Raw genomic sequence first — 23562 nt, forward strand, 5'->3', positions numbered from 1 at the left:
GCGCATATCCTGCACCGCATCGCGGCGCTGCCCGGTTGATTGATTGCGCACGCAGAGGCGCGGAGGCGCAAAGGGCCTCTCATCGACGCTGCTATTCTCCAGTATCCGTGCGCCAGCGGCAACCTCCGCCATAGGTTCCCGCTTTCGCGGGATTGACGATGAGGGATAGACGTCGCCGCTGATCCTTCGGCACCGAGGCCCTAATCCCGGATGCCGACCCACACCGGCGCATGATCGCTGGCTTTCTCGCGCCCGCGGTATTCCTTGTCGACTCCGGCGGAGACCATTCGGTCGGCCGTTTCCGGCGACAGCAGCAGGTGATCGATGCGGAAGCCGTGGTCGCGCTGCCAGGCGCCGGCCTGGTAGTCCCAGAAGGTCCACACCCCGCCGCGCGGGTTCAGCGTCGCCAGCGCGTCGGTCCAGCCGTCGCCCAGGATGCGGGCGTAGGCCGCGCGCGATTCCGGCTGCATCAGGGCGTCGTTGGCCATCGCCGAAACCGACCACACGTCGCGGTCCTCCGGGATCACATTAAAATCGCCGACCACCACCGTGGGCCGCTCGCGCTCCAGCAGTTCGCACAACCGGATGCGCAGGCGTTCCATCCAGGCGAGCTTGTAGTCGAACTTCGGCCCGGGCTGCGGATTGCCGTTCGGCAGGTAGAGGTTCACCACCCGCACGCCGCGGACGTCCGCTTCGATGAATCGCGCCTGTTCGTCCAGCGGATCGCCCGGCAGGCCGTGAACGACCTCCAGCGGGTCTTCCCCATCGACCAGGATGGCGACGCCGTTGAAGCCCTTCTGCCCGTGCCACGCGGCGCGGTAGCCGATCTTCTCGAACTCCTCCGCCGGGAAGCTTTCGTCCTGGCACTTGATCTCCTGCAGGCAGGCGACCGCCGGGCGCGTCTCCTCGAGCCACTCCAGAAGGCGCGGCAGGCGCGCCTTGATGCCGTTGATGTTGAAGGAAGCGATCCGCACGAGCGGCAGTCTAGATGCCGAAGCTCGATCCGCAACCGCATCCCGCCGCGGCGTTGGGGTTTTCGACCTTGAAGGCCGCTCCGCCGAGCGATTCGACGAAGTCGATCGTGCTGCCGGCGACGAGGTCCAGGCTGACCGGATCGACCACCAGCCGCACGCCGTCGGTCTCGCTCACGTAATCGTCGCTCTCGCTCGTGTCCGCGAGATCGAACTTGTACTGGAACCCTGAACAGCCCCCTCCTTCCACGGAAAGGCGCAGGATCGGCGGCTTGCCCTGGCGTTCGGCGATCCGGCCGACCCGCTTGGCGGCGGCCGGGGTGAGGGCAAGGTTGGTGCTCATGCGCCCGATGTAGGGTGCCGGGCCGGTGCTCTCAAGCCATCTGGATATATTGGCGCATCTGCTCGGCTTCGGCGGTGACCTCGTCGATCCGGCTTTTCACCAGGTCGCCGATCGAGATGAAGCCGATCATTGCGCCGTGCTGCATAACCGGCAGGTGGCGGATCCGGCGGCGGGTCATCAGCGCCAGGGCTTCGTCCACCGTCGTGCCGGGCGAGATCGTCACCGGCGGCGATGTCATGACGTCGCCCACCTGGCGGTCGAGGCACAGCGAACCCTCGTCGGCCAGGCTGTAGAGCACGTCGCGTTCGGAGAAGATCCCGGCCACTTCGCCGCCGAGCAGGACCGGCATCGCACCGATCCGCTTTTCGGCCAGCAGCTGCACGGCTTCGCGTACCGTGGCCCCGGCTGGACACGTGTAGATGTCGGCGGGATTTCGGGTGGCAATCAACTGGGCGATGTCCATGGCGCTCTCCCTTTGCCCGGCCATTGTGCCACATCACGCGGCGAAGAGCGAATCTGCGCTGGGGGAATTGCCAGTACGCCCGGGGAGGCCCATGTGGGCCCCATGGCCCGACGTTCTCCGCTCGACGATCCGCAGAAGGCCGCGCACGCCTGGGCGCGCTACCGGCGGCTGATGCGCGGGATGTTCCTGTTCACGGTCGCGGTCGTGGTCCTGGCGCTGGCGGCGATCTACAACCAGACCGGCATGGTGTCGGTGCACTTCTTCATCGCCACCGCCCTCGGAATCGGCCTGGCGATGCTGCTGATGGCCGCCCTCATGGGGCTGGTTTTCCTATCGAGCGGGACCGGGCATGACGAATCCGTCTCCGATCACATGCACGAAGATGATAAAGATTAGAGTTCCCGCCCCCGTAGCCGAAACTCCTCCACCGGCACCCCGCCGATGAGGTGTTCCTGGATGATCCGTTCGAGCACCTCCTCGGTGCAGGAATGGTACCAGACCCGGTCCGGCCACACGACCGCGATCGGCCCCGCCGCGCAGATCTGCAGGCAATCCGCCTTGGTCCGCTGAACCCCGCCCTTGCCGACGAGGCCGAGCTGCTTCAGCCGCTTCTTGAGGTACTTCCAGGCGCGCTCGCCTTCCTCGCGACTGCAGCACTCCTGCTTTTCGGACATCGCGCACAGGAAGATCTGGCGGCCCACCGTTTCGCCGCCGATCTTGTCCAGCGCGGCTCTGGCCTGCGCCAGTTCCCCGGCTGTTGTCGCTGGATCGCTAATGAGCCGCTCAGCCCTTCTTGCCGGCGATGCGAGCGATTTCCGCCTGCACCAGGCGATCGACGATCGGGGGAAGATTGGTTTCGAGCCACTGCGCCAGCATCGGCCGCAGCATCTCCCGCACCAGCCCTTCGAGCGACGTCTCGCCGGAACGGACGATCTGCGGCTGGGCGCCAGGTTCGGCGATCATCGCCAGCGCCGCGAGCGATTCGCGCATCGCTCCGGCCGTGCGTTCGGTGGTCAGGCCGTCGGCCCGCGCCTGGTCATCGACCATTTCGCCGGCTTCGGTCAGCTCGAGCACTTCCTCGGTCTCGTCCTCGGCAGCCGTCAGCGGCTGTGCTCCGGCCGTGCTGCCGTTCGACTCACGGCGCCGCCGTTCAAGCTGCGCCATCTCGCGATTGTCGCGCGCGATGACCTTCTTGATCGAGTCGAGGATCTCTTCGACCGAGGGTTCGCCATTCTGCCGCATCATCGGGGCCCTACCAGCTGCTGGGCGGGAATTTCCGCGTCCTGCGCGGGGATGTCAACGGTGCGGGAGGATTGGACTTCGGGATCGGGATCGCGCGCCCAGTCCCACACGATGCCGCGCACGCGATCGTAGTTCACGACGGGATCGTACAGCGGCCCTTCGTCACCCAGGCCGAGATCGCGCGCTTCGGCACGGCCCATCGCCGCGAGCAGGTTGAACCCGGCGACATAGGCGTTGCGGCGGGCGGTCACCAGCTGCACCTGAGCGGACAGCAGCTCCTGCTGCGCGTCGAGGATGTCGAGGATCGTGCGATTGCCGACGCTGTTCTCCGCCCGCACGCCTTCGAGGCTCAGCTCCGCCGCGTCGACCGCACTTTGTGTCGAAGCGATGATCGCGTTGGCGGCCCGCCAGCTCGAGAAGGCCGAGCGAACGTCGGCGATCACGTCCCGCTCCGCGGCGACGACCTCTTCCAGCGCCGCCGAGGCGCGCGCCTGCGCCTGGCGTTCGAACGCGGCCGGCCGGCCGCCCTGGAACAGCGGGATCGTCGCCCGCACGCCGGCGGTGGCGCCGCTGGAGGTATTGTCCCGCACGGCCGCCAGCTCGTCCGGCACGGATCCGAGCGCATTGGCGTAATCGCCGCCGACGAAGACCGAGACCTGCGGCAGCCTGCTCGCACCGGCGACGCGGATGTCGTAGCCGGCGGCGGCAGCGCGCTCCCGCGCCGCGATCAGGTCGGGATTGCTGGCGAGCGCCACTTCGACCGCACCTTCGACCGAGTCGGGCAGGCCGGGCAGCGGCGGCGGAGGCTGGAGGTCGTCGGGGGCATCACCCACGAGGGCGATGTAGCTTTCCCGCGCCGTGATCAGGTTGGCCTGCGCGGTGCGCAAGTCGCCACGAGCGAGCGCGAGGCGGGATTCGGACTGGGCCACGTCGGTGCGGGTGAGATCGCCGATCTCGAACCGGTCGCTCGTGGCCTCAAGGTTCACCGCCAGCACGTCGACGTTGTTCTGGGTCAGGCCGACGAGCGCTTCGTTGCGGATCACGTCCATGTAGGCCGCGACCACCTGGGTGAACAGCGCGCTTTCGGTGCCGCGCAGCTCCGCCCGGCCGGCGCCGACACGGGTCTCCGCGGCGCGGATGGCATTGCGGGTGGCGCCGCCGGAGTAGACCGGCATGCTCAGGCTGAGTTGGCTGCCGAGCTGGCGGCCCTGGCCCGGTGCGTCGCTGCTGTCGTAGAGGTATTCGGTATAGCTCGCGGTGGCGCTGGCCGAAGGCAGCGCCTCGGAACGCTCGATCACCACGTTCTCGTCGGTCGCCCGCAATGTCGCTCGGGCGGCCTCGAGCCGTGGGTTGTCGTGGTAAGCCTTGGTCAGCGCTTCCTTCAGCGTGTCGGCATGAGCCGGCGCCGTGAAGCTGAGGCACGCGCCGGCAAGCAGGGCTATCCGCGTGACCGTCAGGCGCATGATCAGAAGCTCCAGCCCTTGGGCTTGGCGAATTCGGGCAGAGCCGGGATGCCGATTTCAGCAAGCGGGAGCAGGGCCACCTCGCCGGCCGCCAGGCGGCCGGTGGCGAGGCGGGTGATCCCGTCGCGCACCCAGCCGGTGACGACGCGGCCATCGTCTGCAAGTCGGCTGACGAGGCTGTCGGGCAGTTGCTCGATTGCGCCGTCGACGATCAGCAGCGAGAAATCGCCCTGCGCGCCTGCAGCCGCCGCCGCGTCTTCGGGGGAGATCACTTCGAGCGATCCGACCAGCGGGCGCAGCAGCTCCGCAAGATAACCGCTGCCACCATCGACCAGCAACGCCTTGTCCGAACGTTCCGGGCGGGCTTCCTGCAGCATCATGCCCTGCACCAGCGGGGGCGCCAGATAGCGGCCGTTCTCCAGCGAGATCGCCCGGTCCATGTAGGCGAAGCCCTTGGCGGCGGCTGGCACGAAGTCCTCCCGCGGCACGGCGGCCATGCGGGCGAGCACGCCATGATCGTTGACGCCGCTGGTTCGCAGCTGGCTGTCGATCATCGCCTTGCGGGCGGCCTCATATCCGGCTGCGGGCCGGTCCTCCACGATCGTCACTTGTGCAAATCTCTTGTCGGTTAAACCGGGCGAGCCTTAGGGCCTGAGACCGGTGCGGGCAATGGGCGGGATTGTCGCAACTGGTCGCTGTCCTGCGGCGGCAGCCCCTCGGATGAAGTAAGCGCTTTGACGGTAAGCTCCCTACGCGCCTATGGGGCTGCCGTTTCGACGAGAAGGAGTGCTGGCCCGATGGGCGACATGGTGACGATCCGCGAGGAAGATCTGATCGAGAGCGTCGCCGACGCCCTGCAGTACATCTCCTATTACCACCCGATGGACTACATCCGCGCGCTCGGCGCCGCCTACGAGGCGGAGCAGGGGCCGGCGGCGAAAGACGCGATCGCGCAGATCCTGACCAACAGCCGGATGTGCGCCGAAGGGCACAGGCCGATCTGCCAGGACACCGGCATCGTCAACGTGTTCGTGAAGTGGGGCCAGGACTGCCGGCTGGAATCACGCCGCAGCCTGCAGGAGGTCGTCGATGACGGCGTGCGACGGGCCTACACCCACCCGGAGAACACGCTGCGCGCCTCCGTTCTCGCCGATCCCGCCTTCACCCGCCGCAACACCCGCGACAACACGCCTTGCGTGCTGTCGGTAGAGATGGTCCCCGGCAGGACCGTGTCCGTCGATGTCGCCGCGAAGGGCGGCGGCAGCGAGAACAAGAGCAAGTTCAAGATGATGAACCCCAGCGATAATATCGTCGACTGGGTGCTGGAGATGCTCCCCCAGATGGGCGCCGGCTGGTGTCCCCCCGGCATGCTGGGGATCGGCATCGGCGGCACGGCGGAGCACTGCGTCAAGCTCGCCAAGCAGAGCCTGATGGAGCCGATCGACATGGCCCAGCTCAAGGCGCGTGGGCCGCAGAGCGATATCGAGGCGCTGCGGATCGAGATTTTCGACAAGGTCAATGCGCTCGGCATCGGCGCGCAGGGCCTCGGCGGGCTCGCGACGGTGCTCGACGTCAAAATCCTCGACTGGCCCTGCCATGCTGCGGGCAAGCCGGTGGCGATGATCCCGAATTGCGCCGCCACCCGCCACGCGCATTTCACCCTGGAGGGAACGGGCCCCACCTATCTCGAGCCGCCGAAGCTCAGCGAATGGCCCGAAGTGCACTGGAAGCCGGACGCCCAGGCCAAGCGGGTGGATCTCGATACGCTGACGGCGGAGGAAGTGCAGAGCTGGAAGGCCGGCGACCGGCTGCTGCTGAACGGCGCTATGCTTACCGGCCGCGACGCCGCGCACAAGCGCATCCAGGACATGCTCGCCCGCGGCGAGGAGCTGCCGGTCAGCTTCGAGGGGCGGGCGATCTACTACGTCGGACCGGTCGATCCGGTGATGGACGAAGTCGTCGGCCCGGCGGGCCCGACGACCGCCACGCGAATGGACAAGTTCACCGGCACGATGCTCGACCTCGGCCTGCTGGCGATGATCGGCAAGGCCGAGCGCGGGCAAGGCGCGGTACAGGAAATCGCTCGGCACAAAGTGGCTTACCTGATGGCTGTCGGCGGAGCGGCCTATCTGGTAGCGCGGGCGATCAAGCAGGCGAAAGTCGTCGCGTTCGAGGATCTCGGGATGGAGGCGATCTACGAGTTCACCGTGCAGGACATGCCGGTGACGGTGGCCGTCGATAGTGAAGGCAGCAACGTCCATACGATCGCTCCGGCCCATTGGCGGGCGCGCATCGCCGACGAGCGCTTGCTCGAACCGCTCTGACGCCGGGCTCGGCAATCGACCAAGCGCCGACGGGGATCGACATCGGCGCTGGCGAAGCGGCGGGATGAGGGGCTATGCCGGCAAAGTGAACAGCGAACGCCAGGAGCCATCAAGCGCGCGAGTGCCTTTTGCGACGGTGCTCGCCTCGATCGGCGGGCTGTGGCTGTGTTACTTCCTGCTGGTCACGATCCGGTCGCTCCTGCTGGACCTCGGCTTCGAGGATGAGATGCTCTGGCGCCGGGCCGTGGTCTGCGCCGCAAGCGCGGTCATCATGCTGGGGCTGTGGCTGGTCCTGCGGTTGTTCGACACCCGGCCGCTGTGGGCGAAGATCTCCGCCGCCTTGCTGCTGTCGCTGCCGATCTCGGTGCTGCTCGCACAAGCCAACCAGCTGGTGTTCGCGGACCTGGAACTGCGGGCCTGGAAGGAAATGGCCGAGCAACAGGGGCTGCGGGTCCGCATCGAGGAATCGGGCGATCTGCTGGTCGAAGCGCCGGTTCCCAACCTGACGCGCGAAGATGGCGGTCCGGTCATGGTGCCGATAGACAGGAAGTCGGAAGATGCGCGGTTCTGGGAAAGCATCGCCGAGCTCGCCTTCGGCCGCTACTTCATGTCGCTGGCCTGGTGCGCCCTCTATCTCGCGCTGCTGACGGGGGAGAAGGCCCGCGCTGCCGAACGGCGCGAGGGAGAGTTCCGGCGGGCGGCCAAGGCTGCCGAGCTGCGCAGCTTGCGCTACCAGGTCAATCCGCACTTCCTGTTCAACACGCTCAACTCGCTTTCGGCGCTGGTGCTGACCGGCAAGACCGCCGCCGCCGAGCGGATGATCCAGATGCTGTCCACGTTCTATCGCCGCAGCCTGGCGAACGACCCGACAGCGGACGTGCCCCTGCGCGAGGAGTTCGCGCTGCAGAAGCTCTATCTCGATATCGAGACGGTGCGGTTTCCCGAGCGGCTTCAGGCGGAGTACGATCTGCCCGACAGCCTGGCCAATGCGCAAATCCCCGGGATGATCCTGCAGCCGCTGGTGGAGAATTCGGTCCGCCACGCGGTCGCCCCCGCCTCGCGCAAGGTGACGATCACATTGTCCGCGCGGGAGGAATACGGGCGCCTGGTGGTGACTGTTGCCGACGACGGCGCAGGAGGCCGGCGGGAGGCCGATCATCAGCCCGGCTTCGGCATCGGCCTCAACAACGTGCATGAACGCCTTGCCGCGCGCTTCGGGGACGAAGCCAACGTGGTTTCCGGCCCGACTGCCCATGGCTATGCGACCCACATTCGCATACCATTGGTGGGCCAGGCGAGGAATGCGGCGTGACGGAAGAGCTCAAGCCCCCACTGCGGACCCTGATCGTCGACGACGAACCGCTCGCGATCGAGCGGATGCAGGTCCTCTGCGCGGAGATCGATGCGCTGTCGGTGATCGGCACGGCGTCCGACGGTGCGGCGGCCCTGTGCCTCGCGGCCAAGCTCGTGCCCGATCTCGTGCTGCTCGACATGACCATGCCCGGCAGGGACGGGCTGGCCGTTGCCGGCGATCTTGCCCGGCTGGAGAGCCCTCCGGCGGTGATCTTCGTTACTGCCTACGAGGATTTCGCGGTCGAGGCGTTCGACCTCGAAGCGGTCGACTACGTGCTCAAGCCCGTTGCCGTCGAACGGCTAGAGCGGGCGGTTGCGCGGGCCCTGTCACGGCGGGGCGCCAGCCAGGACGGCGGGGGGCGCTGGCTGGAAGAGTTCTGGGTCCCGCACCGGTCGGAACTGCTGCGCATCGAAGCATCGCTGGTCGAGCGGATCGATGCCGAGCGCGACTATGTCCGGCTCCATGTCGGAGAGAATGGCAGCGAGGCGCGCAGCTACCTGCTGTTGCAGACCATCGCCGGGCTGGAGGCGAGGCTCGATCCCGAACGGTTCATCCGCATCCATCGGTCCACCATCCTGCGGCGCGACTGCATCCGCGGGCTCCGGCACGAAGGGCTCGGCGTGTGGTCGGCCGAGCTCGAAAACGGCGAGACCCTGCGGATCGGCCGGACCTATCTGCGTAAGGTGAAGTCGATGGCCGGCCGCTAGGGCCGGCCACCCAATGCGCCGGCGATCAGCCGCGCTCCTTCTTGGCGACAGCGGCTGCGATATTGTCGCCCAGCCGTTCCTTGGTTTCCTTGTAGCACGCACGAGCCTCGCGGGAGGCGATGCGGGTGCCGGTGGCGACCTGGTCGATCTGGCAGACCGATTTCGCGGCCTTGTCGAGCCGCCGGTCGAGTTCGCTCGCGCCTGCAGCCGAGGTAAGATCGAGGTCGTGGTAGCGCACTTCCACCGACCGCGGAGCATCGTCGGCGGCGATCGCAGGTCCGCAGACCAGAGCGGCGGCGATCGCCGATGAGAGAGTAAGGGTACGGATCGTCATGTCGAAATCCTCCTGTGTGCGCCGCGGTTCGTCGGGACTGAGGTCGAACCGCGGCGCAAGAGAAGGAATACCGCAGGCGGACGGCGCGGGCGCGCCGTGATCGACAAGGTATCGGGCCGGGCCGATGAACGATTCCGGCCGCCGACGAACGGCCATCGACACCCGGTGAAGTGCAATTGGCAATTCATGTGCGATGCCTCAGACTAGCGGGAATGGCTGCGCTGCTGCTCACATTCCTGCTCGGAATCGGAAACTTCGCCCTGCACAAAGCGGTATTGGAAAGCCGGCACCCGCTGCTGAGTCGCATGCCGAGCCTTGTCCTCGGCGGCAGGGCGAGCCTCCTGGCCGAGTTCATCGTGCTGCTCGGCGCGCTCCTGCTGGTCGGCAACGGCTATTCCGGCTGGAGCCTGGCATACCTCGGGTACACCGGTTTCAACGCGCTCGCCGCCTGGCTCATTCTGACGCGGCGCATCTGAGCCGGGAACCGGGTCCGGCGCACGAGCGCTTGGGTGCCATGGAACGAACGAAGCGGATCTGGCTCGTTGCGAACGACGCCAGCGGGAGCAACGATGAGCAGGCCCGCGAAGAACTCGAGCAGTGCTGCGGCAATGCCGGCTTCCATGTGGAGCGGATGGTCGGCTTCCCCGCCGAAGACCTGCCCGATGCCGCGGCTCTGGACGCCGCCGGGATCGAGCTGCTTGCGGTGTTCGCCGGCGACGGCACGACCAATGCCGTGATCGGAAACCTCGCCGGATGGGGCGGGGCGGTCCTAGTCCTTCCGGGCGGGACGATGAACCTGCTCTATCACCGGCTGCATGGCGAGCGGACGTTCGACGAAGTGATCCACATGGCAGCTGCGGGCAGGGCCGCCCGCCGCAGGCCCGGCGTGATCCGCTGCGGCCGCGGCACGGCTTACGTCGATCTCCTCGCTGGGCCAGGCACGAGCTGGTACGAGGTGCGCGAAGCGATGCGCGAGTCCGATGTGCTCGGCGTTGCCGAAAGCGCGGCCAACGCCATAGGGGAAACGCTTGCGACTGCGGGGATCGTCTGCCGCGATCCGGCTCTCGGGCGTGAAGAGGGCTACCCTCTGGTCATGCTTACGCCTGAGGATGAGGGCATCCGGGTGTCCGGATACTATGCGGAGACGATCGGGGATTACCTCAAGGAGGGGATGGCCCTGCTCGCGAGGCGGTTCCGCGACGGCCCGCACGACGATCTCGGCACGGCCGGCCAGGTGACCCTCGAAAGCTCTGACGGCGGATCGTACGGGATACTGATGGATGGCGAAAAGGTGGAATCGCCGGCGGCGGAGGTTTTCCGGCTGGTCCCGTGCGAGGTCGACCTGCTAGCCACCGAATGATGGCCGACCAGACGCTCCTGTTCCACCTTTCCGACATCCACTTCGGGCTGGAGGACGACCGCGCGCTCGACTGGGTCATGCAGGAAATCGCGGAGAAGCGACCCGCCGCCGTCGCGATCACCGGCGACCTGACGATGCGCGCCCGACACCGCGAATTCGACGCCGCGACGCACTGGATCAGGAACCTCGACGTGCCGGTGACGGTGGAAGTCGGCAATCACGACTTGCCTTACTTCAACCTGCTCGAGCGGTTCACCACGCCTTACAAGCGCTTCCGCGGGATGCTCGACCTGATCGACCGGGAGCTCGATCTGCCCGGCCTGGCGGTCGTGCCGCTCAAGACCGTGCGCCGCTGGCAGCCGCGCTGGCCGTGGTCCCACGGCTGGGTGACCGACAAGGCGCTGCAACGGACGCTGGCGGCGCTCGACGCACTGCCGGCGGGCACGCGGGCACTGGTGACCTGCCACCATCCGCTGGTCGAGGCCGGCACGCGCGGCAGGGCCTGGACCCGGGGCGGCGACAAGGCGCTCGCCGAACTGGCCAAGCGCAACATCCTCGCCACGCTCAGCGGCCATGTCCACGATGCCTTCGACATTGTCGCGCAGACGTCCAATGGGCCGGTGCGGATGATCGGCGCTGGGACTTTGTCGAAGCGGATCCGTTCCACTCCGCCGAGCTTCAACGAGCTCACCTGGGACGGCACGACGCTGAAAGTCTGCGTGCGCAACATCGACGACGTTCCGACCGAAGCCATGCAGATCAGCGAAGTGCCCGAGGACGCGATGCCGCCGCGCACGCCGGAAGAGCCGGTGGCTCCGGTCCACCAGGTCCCGCGGGTCGACCCCCCGGTCCACTGAGCGGAGAGCGGGGGGAGCGATGACGGATATCCCGAAGAGCCGCGTGGCCTTCGATGGGTTCGTGCTCGATCCCGCCGACCGCCAGCTCAGCCGGGGCGGAACGCCGGTGGAGATCAATGCCCGCTACCTCGACGCGCTCGCCCTGCTGGTGGGCGAGCGTGGCAAGCTGGTCACCAAGGACCGCTTCCTGCAGCAAGTCTGGCGCGGCATCCCTGTGACCGACGAGGCGCTGACGCAGTGCATCCGCACGCTGCGGCGGCAGCTCGGCGACGACGCGGCCGCACCGCGCTTCATCGAAACGGTGCCCAAGCACGGCTACCGCTTCATCGCCGCAGTCCGGGCGGCCGATGACGAGAGCGCTGCTTCGGCGATAAGGGAAGCGCCCGCCGATCCGCGTTGGCGGCAGGTCCGCACGCTGGGCGTCGCCGGCACTCTGGGCGGCGGGCTGGCCGGCGCCATGGGCGGGCTGTTCTACGGCTTCGCCGGGGCCAGCCAGACGGCGCAGCCCGGCATGGGCGCGGCTTCGGTGCTGATCGTTCTGGTCTGCGTTACGGTTGTCGTCGCGCTGATCGGCGCGGCGGGTGTCGCCTTCGGGATCTGCGCAGCGACCCTGGCCACCAAGCGGCAGTGGCAGTGGAGCGTTGCGGGCGGAGCTTTCGGTGGGCTGGTCGTCGGGGCGGTCGTCAATCTCCTCGGGATCGACGCGTTCAACCTTCTGCTCGGCAGCGCGCCCGCGGGGATCACGGGTGCTCCCGAAGGCGCTGTGCTCGGTGCAGCGGTGGGGTTCGGAGCCGGGCTGGCGAGGAGTGGCCGGGTCTCCGTCCGCCGCGGGGTAGCCTTCGCTGCCCTGGCGGGCGGCGTCACCGGGGTAGCGATCCCGCTGCTCGGCGGCCGGCTGATGGGCGGAAGCCTGGCCCTGCTGGCGGACAGCTTCCCCGGCTCGCGCCTGTCCCTCGACCGGATCGGCAGTTGGTTCGGCGAAGACGGGTTCGGCCCAACGAGCCAGGCAGTCACAGGCGGCCTTGAAGGCCTGCTGTTCGCCGGCTGCATCGTCGGCGCGATGCTGTTCGCCGAACAGGCCGACAGAACGCGCGCATAAAGAAAGGGCGGCCCCTCGCGGCGCCGCCCTTCTCGTGTCCTGGTCTCGCGAAGCTTAGCGCTTCGAGAACTGGAAGCTCTTGCGGGCCTTGGCGCGGCCGTACTTCTTGCGCTCGACGACGCGCGGGTCGCGGGTGAGGAAGCCGGCGGCCTTCACGGTGGTGCGCAGTTCCGGTTCGAACTTCGACAGTGCCTGGCTGATGCCGTGCTTCACCGCACCGGCCTGGCCCGAAAGTCCGCCGCCCTTGACGGTGCAGACGACGTCGTACTGGCCTTCGCGGTCGGCGATCTGGAACGGCTGGTTGATGACCAGGCGCAGCGTCGGACGGGCGAAGTAGACTTCCTGTTCGCGGCCGTTGACGACGATCTTGCCGGTGCCGGGCTTGAGCCAGACGCGGGCAACCGCGTCCTTGCGGCGGCCGGTCGCGTAAGCGCGGCCCAGCGAGTCGACTTCCTTCTCGCGCAGCACGGCGGCGGGGCCGGTGCGGACGACGGGAGCGGCCGAGGCTTCACCTTCTGCAGCGGCCTCTGGAGCCGGAGCGCCGGCGCCAAGGTTCTTCAGATCGGCGAGATCGGAGACGGTGTTGTTTTCGTCAGCCATTACTTGGCAACCTTGTTCTTGCGGTTCATCGAAGCGACGTCGAGCGGCTGCGGCTGGGTGCCGGCATGCGGGTGCTCGGTGCCGGCATAAAGGTGCAGCGCACGCATCTGCGCACGGCCGAGCGGCCCGCGCGGGACCATCCGCTCGACAGCCTTCTCGAGCACGCGCTCGGGGAAGCGGCCTTCCAGCACTTTGCCGGCGGTCACGTCCTTGATGCCACCCGGGTAACCGGTGTGCTTGTAGTAGTGCTTGTCCTTCAGCTTATTGCCGGTGAAGTGCACTTTGTCGGCGTTGATCACGACGACATGGTCGCCGCAATCGACGTGCGGGGTGAAGCTCGGCTTGTGCTTGCCGCGCAGGAGGTTGGCTACGATCACCGCAAGACGGCCTACGACCAGTCCTTCGGCATCGATCAGGTGCCATTTCTTCTCGACCTCGGCCGGCTTGATCGACCGGGTCGTCTTGCTGAGCGCCTTCATGGCTGGGAAATCCTTAGTTTTACGAAAAGCATGCGCGCGCCGGAGTCGCACCGGCTGCCGCGAATGGGCGCCGTTTGTCGCCTGAGGCTGCGGAAGTCAAGGTTTCTGCGGTTCAGCGGGGAGGTAAAATAATACCGTCACCCCCCGGCGCATTCCCGCTGCGGCTAGACGAGGCTCCCGAGCCAGGCTGCCGTGGCAGGAGCCGCTGCGTCGGCGCGCCAGCCGGTCACCGCGGGAGTGTCGTAAGGGTGGATCGCGGCCAGGCGGGCGATCGCTTTCTCGAGCAGCGCGGCGTCGGTCTTGAACAGCGCGCCGCATTCGCGCGAATCGCCGCGTTCCCCCTGCCACACGTAAAGCGAGCGGATGCCCGGCAGGATATTGGCACAGGCGACGAGTCCTTCGTCGAGCAGCTGGCCGGCGATGCGGGCGGCATCGTCCTCGCCGCCGAACGGGCACCAGATCAGTGCCGGGCCTTCGGCACTCATGTGCGCTTGCCCACGGCATGCGCGGCATAGGCCGTCGCGGCGACGAGCAGCGCGCCGCCGAGCTGGTGGAGCACGGCGACCCACAGCGCCATCCCCGAAAGGACCGTGGCGATGCCGAGCAGGATCTGCACGCCGAAGGCGCTATGCAGGACCACCGAAGCCATCCGCTCCCTGGCCTTCTTCGCCTGCCTTGCCAGCACGATGAGTGCCGCCACGGCGAACCAGGCCCACCAGCGGTGGAGGAAGTGGATCAGGAACGGATCGTGGGTCGCGGCCCACCAGAACCCGCGAGCTCCATCGTACTCGGGCACGAAGCGTTCCTGCATCAGCGGCCAGGTGTCGGAGGCGTGACCGGCATCGAGTCCGGCAACCCAGGCGCCGAGCAGGAGCTGGACGAACAGCACGGCGCCGGCCAGCGCGGCCAGGCCGGTCAGGCGCGCGGACCGGGTTTCCGGTTCACGCGCCATCGCAATCATGTCGAGCGCCACCCACACCAGCAGGGCGAGGGTCAGGAGCGCGGTCAGCAGGTGGATCGAAAGCCAGAAATGGCTGACGTCGGTGACTTCGCCCGAAAGCCCGGAGCGGACCATGAACCAGCCGAACACGCCCTGCAGCCCGCCCAGAGCCAGCAATCCCACGAGCGGCAGCTTGTAGCCCTTGGGGATCGCGCCGCGGACCCAGAACCAGGCGAGCGGCAGCGCGAAGGCCAGGCCGATCACGCGGCCGAGCAGCCGGTGCAGCCATTCCCAGAAGTAGATGAACTTGTAATCGGCCAGCGTCATCCCGGCCGGGCCGGTGATCTGTTGGTACTCGCCGATCTGCCGATAGGCTTCGAACTCCCGCTGCCACTGCGCTTCGGTCAGCGGCGGGATGGCGCCGGTGACGGGCTTCCATTCGGTGATCGAGAGCCCGGATTCGGTCAGCCGGGTGATCCCGCCGACTACGACCATCAGCACGACGAGCACGGCGACGGTTATAAGCCAGCTAGCGATTGCCAGCGGGTGAGTTCCCCGCAGCCGCCCTGCCTCCGTCGTCTCGCGCATTGTGCTCATCGCGTGAGCCTCTGCGCCGCAGCGCCGCGAATCGCAAGCCCACGGCTTTTCTGGACCGAGTCCACTTGCATGATGATACATCGTCACATACATGGCGCTCATGGCTTCGCTCCTGCTGCAGATTCGCGATCGTTTCGATAGGCTTGGCATGATCCTGTCCGGCCTGTGCCTGGTGCATTGCGTCGCCGGGCTGGTGATCGTCGCCGGCCTCGGGCTTGGCGGTACCTTCCTGCTCGACCCGATGATTCACCGGGTCGGTCTGCTGCTGGCGGTCCTGGTCGCCGGTGCGGCGATCGGCCTCGGCGCCTTGCGCCACCGCCGGCGGTCGCCGCTGGTGGTGGCAATAGCCGGGCTCCTCTTCATGACCGGTGCTCTGGTGGTCGATCACGGCTTCGAGGAAGCCGTGCTGACCGTGATCGGCGTTTCCCTCGTCGCGATCGGGCACCTGCTCAACTTGCGCGCCGCCTAGCTTGCACGGGCGGCCAGACCCGCTATCTCGCGGGTCATGTCCGAAACACGCACTCTCACCGTCAACGGCGAACCCCGCCGGACTGCCGCCGCCACGATCGCCGCGCTCGTCTGCGAGCTCGAGCTGAAGCCCGAGAAGGTGGCGGTGGAGCGCAACGGGGTGATCGTGCCGCGCTCGACCCTGGCCGAAGTCGCGCTGGCCGAAGGCGACGTGCTGGAGATCGTCCACTTCGTCGGCGGCGGCGATCATGTGCCGGTAGAGGCCGACACGTGGACAGTGGCCGGCCGCACGTTCCGCTCGCGCCTGATCGTCGGCACCGGCAAGTACAAGGACTTCGCCCAGAACGCCGCCGCCGTGGAGGCGAGCGGGGCGGAGATCGTCACCGTCGCGGTGCGCCGGGTCAACGTGTCCGATCCGAACCAGCCGGTGCTGATGGACTATATCGATCCGAAGAAGGTCACCTACCTGCCTAACACCGCCGGCTGCTTCACGGCCGACGAGGCGATCCGCACGCTGCGCCTGGCGCGGGAAGCCGGCGGCTGGGACCTCGTCAAGCTGGAGGTTCTCGGCGAAGCGCGCACGCTCTACCCGAACATGCGGGAGACCCTGCGGGCCACCGAAGTACTGGCCAACGAAGGCTTCAAGCCGATGGTCTACTGCACCGACGATCCGATCGCCGCGAAGCAGCTGGAAGAGGCGGGGGCAGTGGCGGTGATGCCGCTCGGCGCACCGATCGGATCCGGCCTGGGCATCCAGAACCGCGTGACCATTCGCCTGATCGTGGAGGGCGCCAGCGTCCCCGTGCTGGTCGACGCCGGAGTCGGCACAGCCAGCGACGCGGCCGTGGCGATGGAACTCGGCTGTGACGGCGTGCTGATGAACACCGCCATTGCCGAGGCCAAGGACCCGATCCTGATGGCCCGCGCGATGAAGCGGGCGGTGGAGGCAGGCCGCGATGCTTACCGCGCCGGCCGGATGGCCACGCGCAAGTACGCCGATCCGAGCAGCCCACTGGCGGGCCTGATCTGATCGAGCCCCATCGGCGCACACGCACGCGAGCAGACGAAGAAACATCCATTTCGGACCCGATTCGTCGCAGCTAACGGAACGTAAACGAACGTTGGCCATAGTGGGGGTATGGTTGGCACGTTCTCGACAATGCTGGGGCTGTTGCTGAAGACCAGCGTGGTTCTGCTGGTTCTCAACGAAGTGCGCGGCCTCGTGCTCGCGGCACCGGTAATCTACGGCATGTACCAGGCGGGCGGATCGCTGATGGCGATCTGGATCGGGCTCTGTTCGCTAGCCGGCATAGCCTTGTCGGTCATCGTGCCGATGTTTGCAGCTAGGAAGGTGCAAAAGTTCGTGCAGTCACGGGCCTGACGCGCTGCTCGCAAACCGCGGCCACGTTTACCGAACGCTAACCAAAATCCCCCACACTGCTCTCCTCACCATTCGGGGGCATTCATGGCCAGGACCGGGACTGCATCGCTGACAATCGCCGAACTGCGCGAGTTCGCCAGTTTCTCGGAGGGGGAGCAGCGCTTCATCGAGCGCAGCCTGGACATCGCCCTCGGCCGCGGGGACGCCTTCAAGTCCTGGAGCGCGGAGCCGGGCGACACATCGGCCATCCGCGCGCAGTATCTCGCCTACCGCCAGCTCAGGCGGCTGCGGGAGAGCATTCCGGGCCATTCGGCATCGGGCGGGCTGGAAGCGTTCATGGGCCCGCTGATGCGGATCACCGCGCAGGACCTTGCCCTCGACCGGATCGAGAGCTTCTCCGCCTACCGGTTCCTCTACGAACGCCTGCTCGGCGCGCGCGCGCGGCCGTGGCTGCCGTCCGCCTTCTGCGCCGCCGCGGCCCTGCCGCAGATCCCTCCCATGCGCCGCAAGACGCTGCTGCAAAGCCTCAGCGAAGCCGCCGCCCCCGCCCCCGCCTGGTCCGACCGCGAACCGTGCTTCTATCCCGAGCGGGTGCAGGCAGAGGCGGCCTGAGCTTGGCGACCGGTGAATTGCCGCCAAGGCCTCTTGATATCGCGGCATCGCAGATCGACGCCTGGCGAGGCCGTTGCATCAGTCTGTTTGCGCGCGCCGAAAGTGCGGTGGGTCGATCGCTCGAACTGGCCGCAGTCCACGGGAATGCAGTGAAGCTTCGACACCTCGGTGGGCAACGGCTGGCGGATCTCATCGCATTAACGGAAGGCTGCGCAGGGACTGCGAAGCAGGCCGAATCCCTGCGTTCGGCCCTGATACAGTGGAAAGCCGTCGAATCGCACAGGACATTCTTCGCATATGGCGTGGCGACGGCGCTCCTGAACAAGAAGTCGCACTGGTACGTGGTCCTCGACTTCACCGCTTATCGCGGAAATTCCCCGGAAGCGGAGAGATGGACGCTGAGCAGTCAGGAGGCGGAGGAGTTCGAAGAGCGGCTGGCCCGCTGCTTCGCCGATCTCTCGCGGGAACTCGGCCTGTTCCGCGTACGCTTGGCGGCCTAGCCCTTGTACAGGGCGTCCAGGCGCTTGCCGTAGCGGTCGCGGATGGGGGCCCGGCGGATCTTCATGCTAGGGGTCATCATGCCGTTGTCGATGGTGAAGCCCTCGTCGGCGAAGGCGAACTGGCGGATCTTTTCGGTGACCGAGAGGTCCTGGTTCACCCGGTCGATAGCGGTGCGCACCGCGCTGCGGTAGGCGGGGAGCTGCTGGAGGCCGGCCAGGTCGAACTTCTCGCCGTTGGCCTGGGACCATTCGCAGGTCCATTCCGGATCGGGCACGATCAGCGCGACGATGTAGGGCCGCTTGTCGCCGCTGACCATCGCTTGGGCGATTTCCGGCTGCAGGGTCAGCATGCCTTCGAGCTTCTGCGGGGCGATGTTGTCGCCCTTGTCGTTGACGATGATGTCCTTCTTGCGGTCGGTGATGACGATCCGCCCGGCATCGTCGAAGTGGCCGATGTCGCCGGTGTGGAGCCACCCATCGACGATCGTCTTCGCCGTCTCCGCCTCGTTCTGCCAATAGCCGAGCATGACCAGTTCGCCGCGCACGAGGATCTCGCCGTCGTCCGCGATCCTTACCTCGACGCCCGGCAGCGGCGGGCCGACGGTCGACAAGTTCACGCCGGCCGACGGGCGGTTGACGCTGACCACCGGGGCGGCCTCGGTCTGGCCGTAGCCCTGGAGCATGACCAGGCCCATCGCTTCGAAGAATGCCCCGACTTCCGGATTGAGCGGCGCGCCGCCGGAGACGAGCGCCTTGATCCGCCCGCCGAAGCGCTTTCGTATCTTCGGCCGCAAGGTCAGGTCGAGCAGCTTTTCGACCGCCCAGTCGCTCAGGCGGCCCTTGCCCGCCGCGCGGCGCTCAGCAAGCGAGAGCGCCTGATCGAGCACGAAGTTCGCGATCTTGCCCTGGCTTTCCACCTGCTTGAGGATGCGGGCGCGCATCATCTCGAACAGGCGCGGGACGACGACCATGAAGGTCGGCCGTGCTTCCTCGATATTGGCGCTCAGCCTGTCGAGCCCTTCGGCGAACCAAATGTCGGCGCCGAGCCCGATCGGCAGGAACAGCCCTGCGGTGTGCTCGAGAGCGTGCGACAGCGGCAGGAACGAGAGGAAACGCTCCTCGCCCCAGCCGAAATCGCCGGCCAGCACCCGCGCGGCGCCGTCGACGTTCCGGAGGATGGCGCCGTGGTGGAGCAGGACTCCGCGGGGGGCGCCGCTCGTGCCGCTGGTGTAGATGATGCAGGCCGGATCGCGCCGCTCAATGCGCAAGACGCGCGCGTCGACGGCGGCGCGGGCGGCCGCAGCATCGCCTTGCAGCAGGTCCGACCACAAGTGGCAGCGGAAGTTGCCCTGGCCGGTGCGGAGGGCTTCGATGCCGATGACATGTTCGGCCAGGCCGATGCGGACCATCGCCGATAGCAGCGGCTTCGCCAGCTTTCCGTCGGACACGACCACCGCGCGTGCCCCGGAGTTCTCCAGAATGTGCGCGTGGTCGCGCTCGGTGTTGGTGGTGTAGGCCGGGGTGGTGATGCAGCCGGCGGCCATGATCGCTAGATCGGCCAGGGCCCATTCCGGGCGGTTCTCCGACACCAGCACCACGCGGTCGCCGTCCTGCAGGCCCAGCTTGCGCAGTCCTTCGGCCAGCAGACAGACCTGCCGCGCGGCCTCGCGCCAACTCAGCGATTGCCATTCGCCGCCGAGCTTGGCGGTCAGGAAGGGCTTTTCGCCGAGCTCGTCGGCACGCTGGAGAAACAGGGCGACCAGATTGGGCGCGGCATCGAAGTCCGTGATCTGCACGCGGCGCTCATCCTCCACTACGGCCGCTTTGCCGGCCTTGTGGGTGGAGGATTAGGGTGCCGCGCGGGTGGCGGCAAGCTCACTCGGAGACGGCGGCGCCCTCGCTGCGCGGATCGGCCGCGCCGACCCAGCCGGAGGGCGTGCGCAAGGCGGCGTTGATCTTCAGCGGCAGTTCCCGCGCAGTGACTTGCGCGTGGCCGAGCGCCTGGAGTTCGGGGATCATCGCTTCCAGCGCGGAGCCCTGCTCGATCGAGACGGTGTCTCCCGGGGAGAACAGCACCGGCAGCGCCAGCGCGCCGTCCAGCGGCAGGCGGAAATCGATTACCCCGATCAGCGCGCGGGCGACCTGGACCGGGATGGTCCCGCCGCCGGCCGCGCCCACGGCCATGAACAGCCGCCCTTGCGGATCGTAGACCAGGGTCGGCGCCATCGAACTGCGCGGCCGCTTGCCGCCCTCGACCCGGTTGGCGACCACGCGGCCCTCCACTTCCGGCACGAAGCTGAAGTCGGTCAGCTCGTTGTTGAGGTAATAGCCGCCGACCATGATGCCCGAGCCGAAAGAGCCCTCTATGGTGGAGGTGTAGCTGACCGCGTTCCCTTCGCCGTCGATGGCGACGAAGTGCGAGGTGCCGGCTTCGGTGGGTTCGGCCCCGTCCGGCGGCGCGAGGGCGACCCCTGCCGGGGTTCCGGCCGAGACCGTTGCCAAAGTCCTGGCAGGCGAGATCAGCGCCCCGCGGGACGCCAGGTAATCCGGATCGGTCAGGCCCGCGACCGGAACCGAGACGAAATCGCTGTCAGCCAGGTACCGCTCCCGGTCGGCATAGGCGAGCCGCTGGGATTCGGCGAACAGGTGCCAGAACGTCGGCGACCGTGGGCCGAGGGCGCCAAGGTCGAAACGCTCGAGCTGCTTGAGGATCGCGTAGACGGTCGTCGCGCCGGAGGAGGGCGGGCCCATTCCGCAGATGCGGTAGCGGCGGTAGTCGCCGCAGACTTCGGGCCGCTCCTTGCCCTGATAGGCGGTCACATCGGCAACCGTCATGGCCCCTTGCCGCGGGGTTTCGGCAGCGACTTCGCCGGCGATCGCAGCCGCGTTAGGGCCGGAGTAGAACCAGTCCGGACCGCGCGTGGCGAGTTGCCCGAGGGTTTCGGCAAGCTGCGGATTGCGGAGCACGGTGCCTGCGGGCAGCGGCTCCCCGTCCGCGCCGTAGAACAGGGTCCGGCCTTCGGCTTGGTGCGCTGCGCGGTTCTTCGCCCGGACCAGGAACTCGCGGCTGCGCTCCGACAGGCTCCAGCCGTCGCGGGCGAGCCGTGTAGCGGGCTCGAACAGCGCCGCCCACTCGAGCTTGCCGTACCGGCGGTGCGCTTCCTCTGCGAGGCGGATGTTGCCTGGGACGCCGACGCTGAGGCCGGAGATCACTGCGTTCATGAACGGCAGGGGCTTGCCGTCGGGGCCGATGAACCACTCGCCATCGGCCCCGACAGGCGCGGTTTCGCGCCCGTCGAGGGTGGCGATCTCGCCATCGGGGGTGCCGCGCACGAAGAACCCGCCGCCGCCGATGCCGGAGCTCTGCGGTTCGACCACGGTCAGCGCCAGCATCGTGGCGATCGCGGCATCGGTGGCGCTGCCGCCCCGGCGGAGCATTTCCGCGCCGGCTTCGGCCGCACGCGGGTCGGCGGCGCTGACGAGGCCTGCGCTGCCACTCTGCGGAGCGGCGACGGTCGTAGCGGGAAGTGTGGCGCAGGCGCCCAGCAGGAGCGGCGCGGCGGCGAGGGCGATCTTGCGGAACAGCATCGCCCGTCTGCTATTCGCTTCCCACCGCTTCGGCAACCGAAGCGAAGCCGTCGCGCCGCATCAGTCGTTCCAGGCCTTTGACGATGCGCCGGGCGATACCCGGGCCTTCATAGACCATCGCGCTGTAGAGCTGGACCAGGCTGGCTCCCGCACGGATCCGTTCCCAGGCGTCTTCCGCCGTGGCGATCCCGCCGACACCGACCAGGGGCAGTGCGCCGCCGGTGGCTTTGCGGAAATCCCGCAGGCGTTCGAGCGCCAGCGCCTTCAGCGGCGCGCCCGAGAGGCCGCCCGCCTCTCCGGCGTGGCGTGAGGCCAGGGGCGGGCGCGATATCGTTGTGTTGGAGACGATCAGCGCGCCCAGTCCCTTGTCGACCGCGATCCGGGCGATCGCATCGACGTCGCCGGGGGTGAGATCCGGCGCGACTTTGAGGAACACCGGCAGGCGCGCGCCCACCTTCTCGTTCCGCGCTTCCATGACGGCATCGAGCAGGTCGATGAGCGCGGCTTCGTCCTGCAAGGCGCGAAGGCCGGGGGTGTTGGGGCTGGAGATGTTCACCGCCAGATAAGACGCAAGCGGCGCCATGATCCGCGTCATTGCGGCGTAGTCGGCGATCCGATCGGGCGAATCCTTGTTCGCGCCGACGTTGATGCCGACGATCCCGGCCCGGCCCCGTCGCGCGGCCAGGAGCTTGGCCGCCGCTTCGGCCCCGGCGTTGTTGAAGCCCATGCGGTTGATGACGGCGCGATCCTCGGCCAGGCGGAACAGGCGCGGCTGCGGATTGCCTGCTTGCGGCAGCGGAGTGATCGAGCCGACTTCCGCAAAGCCGAAGCCCTGCGCCAGCAACGCGTCCGGGACTTCGCCGTCCTTGTCGAACCCCGCCGCCATGCCGACCGGATTGGGGAAAGCCAGCCCCGCCACCTCGACAGCCAGCGGCCCGGGCCTGGGCGGCGCTCCCGCCGGCCGCGCCTTCAGCGCGGCGAGGGCGAGCCCGTGCGCGCGCTCGGCGTCCAGGGTGAACAAGGCAGGGCGAAGCAGGCGGTAGAACATGCCCGGCCTATGGCAGCGCGCGGCGCGGCTGTCGATTGCAGCACGGTCGCCTGCCGTGCCACCGATCCTGCCCCTAATCGTGCGCAGCTGTCGGGTTTCTACAAGCCCGACTCGGTTAGCTTGCTTAATGCCGAACTTGCGACCCGAAGGGCTCGGCGCGAAAACGCGGCGAGTTCTCGACTTTCAGAGGCGGTCCCGCTGGTCGGGGCCGCCCCTTTTTTGAGTCGCGCCTTGCCTCAGGCGAGCTTCAGCCCTTCCTTGTTCATTGCGGCGGAAAGGTGCTGGTTCTCCTCCTCGCTTAAGGCGCGGCGCAGCCTCGGGAAGTGATCGTTTTCCTCGAGACGCATATGCTCCTCCAGCTCGGTGCGGAGCGCGCGAACTTTTCCGATCCACTGCGGATCGCTCTTCGGCATCTCCGTCAGTTCGAACAGGAACTGCTTTATCTCGGCATGATCCTCGTTCAGCGCCTTGGCGGGCTCAAGCAGCTCGCGCTGCCGCATCATCGCGTAGACAGTGTTCTCCTCCTGGAAGGAGTGCTTGCCGATCGCATGCTTGAGCTGCGCCAGCAAGATCGACCGCCGGCCGGTGTCCTGTTCGGTGGTCTTCTCGATCAGGTCCATGAGGGCGAGAGTCGCCTTGTGCTCGGCCGCGAGCGCCTCGTCCCAGACTTTCTTGAGCATTGTCGGGGCTTGCACGGCCAGCTTGCGCATCGGATTGGCCAGAAGGCCGAGAAGAAGCCCTGCTCCACCGGCGAGCAAGGCGTTGCCGGGAGTGACGTGGCGGTGTGATCCAAGCATGATCTGGTTCCTGTTCCTGCGCGGGTGGTTCCGGG

The 23562-nt window shown here is 67.7% G+C and carries 29 protein-coding genes; 13 read left to right on the forward strand and 16 right to left on the reverse strand.

The genetic code is table 11. The features are described from left to right. Positions 1-200: 200 nt before the first annotated feature. From xth to GRI75_RS00920, 3 genes are read right to left on the reverse strand one after another with little or no spacing between them, the layout of a single operon-like run. The gene (gene xth / locus GRI75_RS00910) at positions 201-974 is read right to left on the reverse strand and encodes an exodeoxyribonuclease III (protein ID WP_160745058.1); all 774 of its coding nucleotides are present in this window, start codon (positions 972-974) and stop codon (positions 201-203) included. Between the two features lie 10 nt (positions 975-984). Beyond that, positions 985-1314: an iron-sulfur cluster insertion protein ErpA gene (erpA, locus tag GRI75_RS00915; RefSeq protein WP_160745059.1), complete on the reverse strand. Its 330-nt coding sequence runs from the start codon at positions 1312-1314 to the stop codon at positions 985-987. 31 nt (positions 1315-1345) lie between these two features. Beyond that, positions 1346-1777 (reverse strand): CBS domain-containing protein, encoded by a 432-nt coding sequence (locus tag GRI75_RS00920; RefSeq protein ID WP_160745060.1) that lies wholly within the window; start codon positions 1775-1777, stop codon positions 1346-1348. Between the two features lie 102 nt (positions 1778-1879). Here GRI75_RS00920 and GRI75_RS00925 point away from each other — a divergent pair, with 102 nt between their 5' ends. Continuing rightward, the gene (locus tag GRI75_RS00925; RefSeq protein ID WP_160745061.1) at positions 1880-2173 is read left to right on the forward strand and encodes a hypothetical protein; all 294 of its coding nucleotides are present in this window, start codon (positions 1880-1882) and stop codon (positions 2171-2173) included. On the opposite strand, the gene GRI75_RS00930 is transcribed toward GRI75_RS00925, so the two are convergent. The 4 genes from GRI75_RS00930 to GRI75_RS00945 all read right to left on the reverse strand — a co-directional run bounded on the left by GRI75_RS00930 (position 2170) and on the right by GRI75_RS00945 (position 5090). Next, entirely contained in the window at positions 2170-2478 is a 309-nt protein-coding gene (locus tag GRI75_RS00930) for a (2Fe-2S) ferredoxin domain-containing protein (RefSeq protein ID WP_328597897.1), read from the reverse strand. The two genes, GRI75_RS00925 and GRI75_RS00930, sit on opposite strands and share 4 nt — an antisense overlap. An 82-nt stretch (positions 2479-2560) precedes the next feature. Beyond that, complete coding sequence (locus tag GRI75_RS00935; protein ID WP_160745496.1) at positions 2561-3019, reverse strand: DUF2497 domain-containing protein; 459 nt, start codon at positions 3017-3019, stop codon at positions 2561-2563. Further along, the gene (locus GRI75_RS00940) at positions 3019-4482 is read right to left on the reverse strand and encodes a TolC family outer membrane protein (RefSeq protein ID WP_160745062.1); all 1464 of its coding nucleotides are present in this window, start codon (positions 4480-4482) and stop codon (positions 3019-3021) included. The genes GRI75_RS00935 and GRI75_RS00940 overlap by 1 nt, the downstream gene beginning before the upstream one ends. 2 nt (positions 4483-4484) lie before the next feature. Next, positions 4485-5090 (reverse strand): protein-L-isoaspartate O-methyltransferase family protein, encoded by a 606-nt coding sequence (locus GRI75_RS00945; RefSeq protein WP_328597898.1) that lies wholly within the window; start codon positions 5088-5090, stop codon positions 4485-4487. Between the two features lie 189 nt (positions 5091-5279). On the opposite strand from GRI75_RS00945, the gene GRI75_RS00950 reads away from it, so the two are divergent. The 3 genes from GRI75_RS00950 to GRI75_RS00960 all read left to right on the forward strand — a co-directional run bounded on the left by GRI75_RS00950 (position 5280) and on the right by GRI75_RS00960 (position 8867). Further along, positions 5280-6806 carry a fumarate hydratase gene (locus tag GRI75_RS00950; RefSeq protein WP_160745063.1) on the forward strand — a complete coding sequence of 509 codons (1527 nt, stop codon included), beginning with the start codon at positions 5280-5282 and terminating at the stop codon, positions 6804-6806. Positions 6807-6891: 85 nt separating this feature from the next. After that, positions 6892-8118: a sensor histidine kinase gene (locus GRI75_RS00955; RefSeq protein ID WP_328597899.1), complete on the forward strand. Its 1227-nt coding sequence runs from the start codon at positions 6892-6894 to the stop codon at positions 8116-8118. Next, positions 8115-8867 carry a LytR/AlgR family response regulator transcription factor gene (locus GRI75_RS00960; RefSeq protein ID WP_160745065.1) on the forward strand — a complete coding sequence of 251 codons (753 nt, stop codon included), beginning with the start codon at positions 8115-8117 and terminating at the stop codon, positions 8865-8867. The genes GRI75_RS00955 and GRI75_RS00960 overlap by 4 nt, the downstream gene beginning before the upstream one ends. A gap of 25 nt (positions 8868-8892) precedes the next feature. Here the strand turns inward: GRI75_RS00960 and GRI75_RS00965 are convergent, their stop codons facing one another. Next, positions 8893-9201: a UrcA family protein gene (locus GRI75_RS00965; protein ID WP_160745066.1), complete on the reverse strand. Its 309-nt coding sequence runs from the start codon at positions 9199-9201 to the stop codon at positions 8893-8895. A 212-nt stretch (positions 9202-9413) separates the two neighbouring features. On the opposite strand from GRI75_RS00965, the gene GRI75_RS00970 reads away from it, so the two are divergent. The 4 genes from GRI75_RS00970 to GRI75_RS00985 are packed head-to-tail and all read left to right on the forward strand — an operon-like array spanning position 9414 to position 12517. Continuing rightward, on the forward strand, positions 9414-9677 hold the full coding sequence (locus GRI75_RS00970; RefSeq protein WP_160745067.1) for a hypothetical protein: 264 nt from the start codon (positions 9414-9416) through the stop codon (positions 9675-9677). 38 nt (positions 9678-9715) lie between these two features. After that, positions 9716-10561, forward strand: coding sequence for a diacylglycerol kinase family protein (locus GRI75_RS00975; RefSeq protein WP_160745068.1), 846 nt, complete (start codon positions 9716-9718; stop codon positions 10559-10561). After that, complete coding sequence (locus GRI75_RS00980) at positions 10558-11418, forward strand: metallophosphoesterase family protein (RefSeq protein WP_407925126.1); 861 nt, start codon at positions 10558-10560, stop codon at positions 11416-11418. Before GRI75_RS00975 ends, GRI75_RS00980 begins: the two co-directional genes overlap by 4 nt. 19 nt (positions 11419-11437) lie before the next feature. Continuing rightward, positions 11438-12517 (forward strand): winged helix-turn-helix domain-containing protein, encoded by a 1080-nt coding sequence (locus GRI75_RS00985; protein WP_160745069.1) that lies wholly within the window; start codon positions 11438-11440, stop codon positions 12515-12517. A 54-nt stretch (positions 12518-12571) separates the two neighbouring features. Here GRI75_RS00985 and rpsI read toward each other — a convergent pair whose 3' ends face one another. From rpsI to GRI75_RS01005, 4 genes are all read right to left on the reverse strand, one after another. Next, positions 12572-13117, reverse strand: a complete 546-nt coding sequence (gene rpsI, locus GRI75_RS00990; RefSeq protein ID WP_160745070.1) for a 30S ribosomal protein S9 — start codon at positions 13115-13117, stop codon at positions 12572-12574. Beyond that, positions 13117-13596 (reverse strand): 50S ribosomal protein L13, encoded by a 480-nt coding sequence (rplM, locus tag GRI75_RS00995; RefSeq protein WP_160745071.1) that lies wholly within the window; start codon positions 13594-13596, stop codon positions 13117-13119. The genes rpsI and rplM overlap by 1 nt, the downstream gene beginning before the upstream one ends. 164 nt (positions 13597-13760) lie before the next feature. Further along, on the reverse strand, positions 13761-14081 hold the full coding sequence (gene cutA / locus GRI75_RS01000; RefSeq protein WP_160745072.1) for a divalent-cation tolerance protein CutA: 321 nt from the start codon (positions 14079-14081) through the stop codon (positions 13761-13763). Further along, complete coding sequence (locus GRI75_RS01005) at positions 14078-15124, reverse strand: COX15/CtaA family protein (RefSeq protein WP_160745499.1); 1047 nt, start codon at positions 15122-15124, stop codon at positions 14078-14080. The genes cutA and GRI75_RS01005 overlap by 4 nt, the downstream gene beginning before the upstream one ends. Positions 15125-15233: 109 nt before the next feature. On the opposite strand from GRI75_RS01005, the gene GRI75_RS01010 reads away from it, so the two are divergent. The 5 genes from GRI75_RS01010 (at position 15234) to GRI75_RS01030 (ending at position 18094) form a co-directional block, all read left to right on the forward strand. Further along, the gene (locus GRI75_RS01010) at positions 15234-15602 is read left to right on the forward strand and encodes a MerC domain-containing protein (RefSeq protein WP_160745073.1); all 369 of its coding nucleotides are present in this window, start codon (positions 15234-15236) and stop codon (positions 15600-15602) included. A gap of 36 nt (positions 15603-15638) precedes the next feature. Next, positions 15639-16631: a sulfur carrier protein ThiS gene (gene thiS, locus GRI75_RS01015; protein ID WP_160745074.1), complete on the forward strand. Its 993-nt coding sequence runs from the start codon at positions 15639-15641 to the stop codon at positions 16629-16631. 129 nt (positions 16632-16760) lie between these two features. Beyond that, entirely contained in the window at positions 16761-16982 is a 222-nt protein-coding gene (locus tag GRI75_RS01020; RefSeq protein ID WP_160745075.1) for a hypothetical protein, read from the forward strand. Positions 16983-17066: 84 nt separating this feature from the next. After that, positions 17067-17594: a hypothetical protein gene (locus GRI75_RS01025; RefSeq protein ID WP_160745076.1), complete on the forward strand. Its 528-nt coding sequence runs from the start codon at positions 17067-17069 to the stop codon at positions 17592-17594. Between the two features lie 2 nt (positions 17595-17596). Next, positions 17597-18094 (forward strand): hypothetical protein, encoded by a 498-nt coding sequence (locus tag GRI75_RS01030; protein ID WP_160745077.1) that lies wholly within the window; start codon positions 17597-17599, stop codon positions 18092-18094. Here GRI75_RS01030 and GRI75_RS01035 read toward each other — a convergent pair. The 4 genes from GRI75_RS01035 to GRI75_RS01050 all read right to left on the reverse strand — a co-directional run bounded on the left by GRI75_RS01035 (position 18091) and on the right by GRI75_RS01050 (position 23527). Further along, the gene (locus GRI75_RS01035; protein WP_160745078.1) at positions 18091-19890 is read right to left on the reverse strand and encodes an AMP-dependent synthetase/ligase; all 1800 of its coding nucleotides are present in this window, start codon (positions 19888-19890) and stop codon (positions 18091-18093) included. The genes GRI75_RS01030 and GRI75_RS01035 overlap by 4 nt on opposite strands. Before the next feature lie 79 nt (positions 19891-19969). Further along, the gene (ggt, locus tag GRI75_RS01040; RefSeq protein WP_160745079.1) at positions 19970-21682 is read right to left on the reverse strand and encodes a gamma-glutamyltransferase; all 1713 of its coding nucleotides are present in this window, start codon (positions 21680-21682) and stop codon (positions 19970-19972) included. A gap of 10 nt (positions 21683-21692) precedes the next feature. Next, a complete protein-coding gene (locus GRI75_RS01045) occupies positions 21693-22730 on the reverse strand; it encodes a quinone-dependent dihydroorotate dehydrogenase (RefSeq protein ID WP_160745080.1) in 1038 nt (345 codons plus the stop codon). A 236-nt stretch (positions 22731-22966) separates the two neighbouring features. Continuing rightward, positions 22967-23527, reverse strand: a complete 561-nt coding sequence (locus GRI75_RS01050; RefSeq protein WP_160745081.1) for a hemerythrin domain-containing protein — start codon at positions 23525-23527, stop codon at positions 22967-22969. Positions 23528-23562: the final 35 nt, after the last annotated feature.

The organism is Croceibacterium soli (genome assembly GCF_009828065.1).
In the GTDB taxonomy this organism is placed as follows: Bacteria; Pseudomonadota; Alphaproteobacteria; order Sphingomonadales; family Sphingomonadaceae; genus Croceibacterium_B; species Croceibacterium_B soli.

Coding starts and splice junctions, on each gene's coding strand:
- GRI75_RS00985 (WP_160745069.1), top strand. CDS start 11,438: ATGACGGATATCCCGAAGAGCCGCGTGGCCTTCGATGGGTTCGTGCTC.
- rplM (WP_160745071.1), bottom strand. CDS start 13,596: ATGAAGGCGCTCAGCAAGACGACCCGGTCGATCAAGCCGGCCGAGGTC.
- GRI75_RS00970 (WP_160745067.1), top strand. CDS start 9,414: ATGGCTGCGCTGCTGCTCACATTCCTGCTCGGAATCGGAAACTTCGCC.
- rpsI (WP_160745070.1), bottom strand. CDS start 13,117: ATGGCTGACGAAAACAACACCGTCTCCGATCTCGCCGATCTGAAGAAC.
- GRI75_RS00935 (WP_160745496.1), bottom strand. CDS start 3,019: ATGCGGCAGAATGGCGAACCCTCGGTCGAAGAGATCCTCGACTCGATC.
- GRI75_RS00965 (WP_160745066.1), bottom strand. CDS start 9,201: ATGACGATCCGTACCCTTACTCTCTCATCGGCGATCGCCGCCGCTCTG.
- GRI75_RS01010 (WP_160745073.1), top strand. CDS start 15,234: ATGGCTTCGCTCCTGCTGCAGATTCGCGATCGTTTCGATAGGCTTGGC.
- GRI75_RS00940 (WP_160745062.1), bottom strand. CDS start 4,482: ATGCGCCTGACGGTCACGCGGATAGCCCTGCTTGCCGGCGCGTGCCTC.
- GRI75_RS00920 (WP_160745060.1), bottom strand. CDS start 1,777: ATGGACATCGCCCAGTTGATTGCCACCCGAAATCCCGCCGACATCTAC.
- GRI75_RS00925 (WP_160745061.1), top strand. CDS start 1,880: ATGGCCCGACGTTCTCCGCTCGACGATCCGCAGAAGGCCGCGCACGCC.
- cutA (WP_160745072.1), bottom strand. CDS start 14,081: ATGAGTGCCGAAGGCCCGGCACTGATCTGGTGCCCGTTCGGCGGCGAG.
- GRI75_RS01045 (WP_160745080.1), bottom strand. CDS start 22,730: ATGTTCTACCGCCTGCTTCGCCCTGCCTTGTTCACCCTGGACGCCGAG.
- GRI75_RS01020 (WP_160745075.1), top strand. CDS start 16,761: ATGCTGGGGCTGTTGCTGAAGACCAGCGTGGTTCTGCTGGTTCTCAAC.
- thiS (WP_160745074.1), top strand. CDS start 15,639: ATGTCCGAAACACGCACTCTCACCGTCAACGGCGAACCCCGCCGGACT.
- GRI75_RS00950 (WP_160745063.1), top strand. CDS start 5,280: ATGGGCGACATGGTGACGATCCGCGAGGAAGATCTGATCGAGAGCGTC.
- GRI75_RS00975 (WP_160745068.1), top strand. CDS start 9,716: ATGGAACGAACGAAGCGGATCTGGCTCGTTGCGAACGACGCCAGCGGG.
- GRI75_RS01005 (WP_160745499.1), bottom strand. CDS start 15,124: ATGCGCGAGACGACGGAGGCAGGGCGGCTGCGGGGAACTCACCCGCTG.
- erpA (WP_160745059.1), bottom strand. CDS start 1,314: ATGAGCACCAACCTTGCCCTCACCCCGGCCGCCGCCAAGCGGGTCGGC.
- GRI75_RS00980 (WP_407925126.1), top strand. CDS start 10,558: ATGATGGCCGACCAGACGCTCCTGTTCCACCTTTCCGACATCCACTTC.
- GRI75_RS01050 (WP_160745081.1), bottom strand. CDS start 23,527: ATGCTTGGATCACACCGCCACGTCACTCCCGGCAACGCCTTGCTCGCC.
- GRI75_RS01025 (WP_160745076.1), top strand. CDS start 17,067: ATGGCCAGGACCGGGACTGCATCGCTGACAATCGCCGAACTGCGCGAG.
- ggt (WP_160745079.1), bottom strand. CDS start 21,682: ATGCTGTTCCGCAAGATCGCCCTCGCCGCCGCGCCGCTCCTGCTGGGC.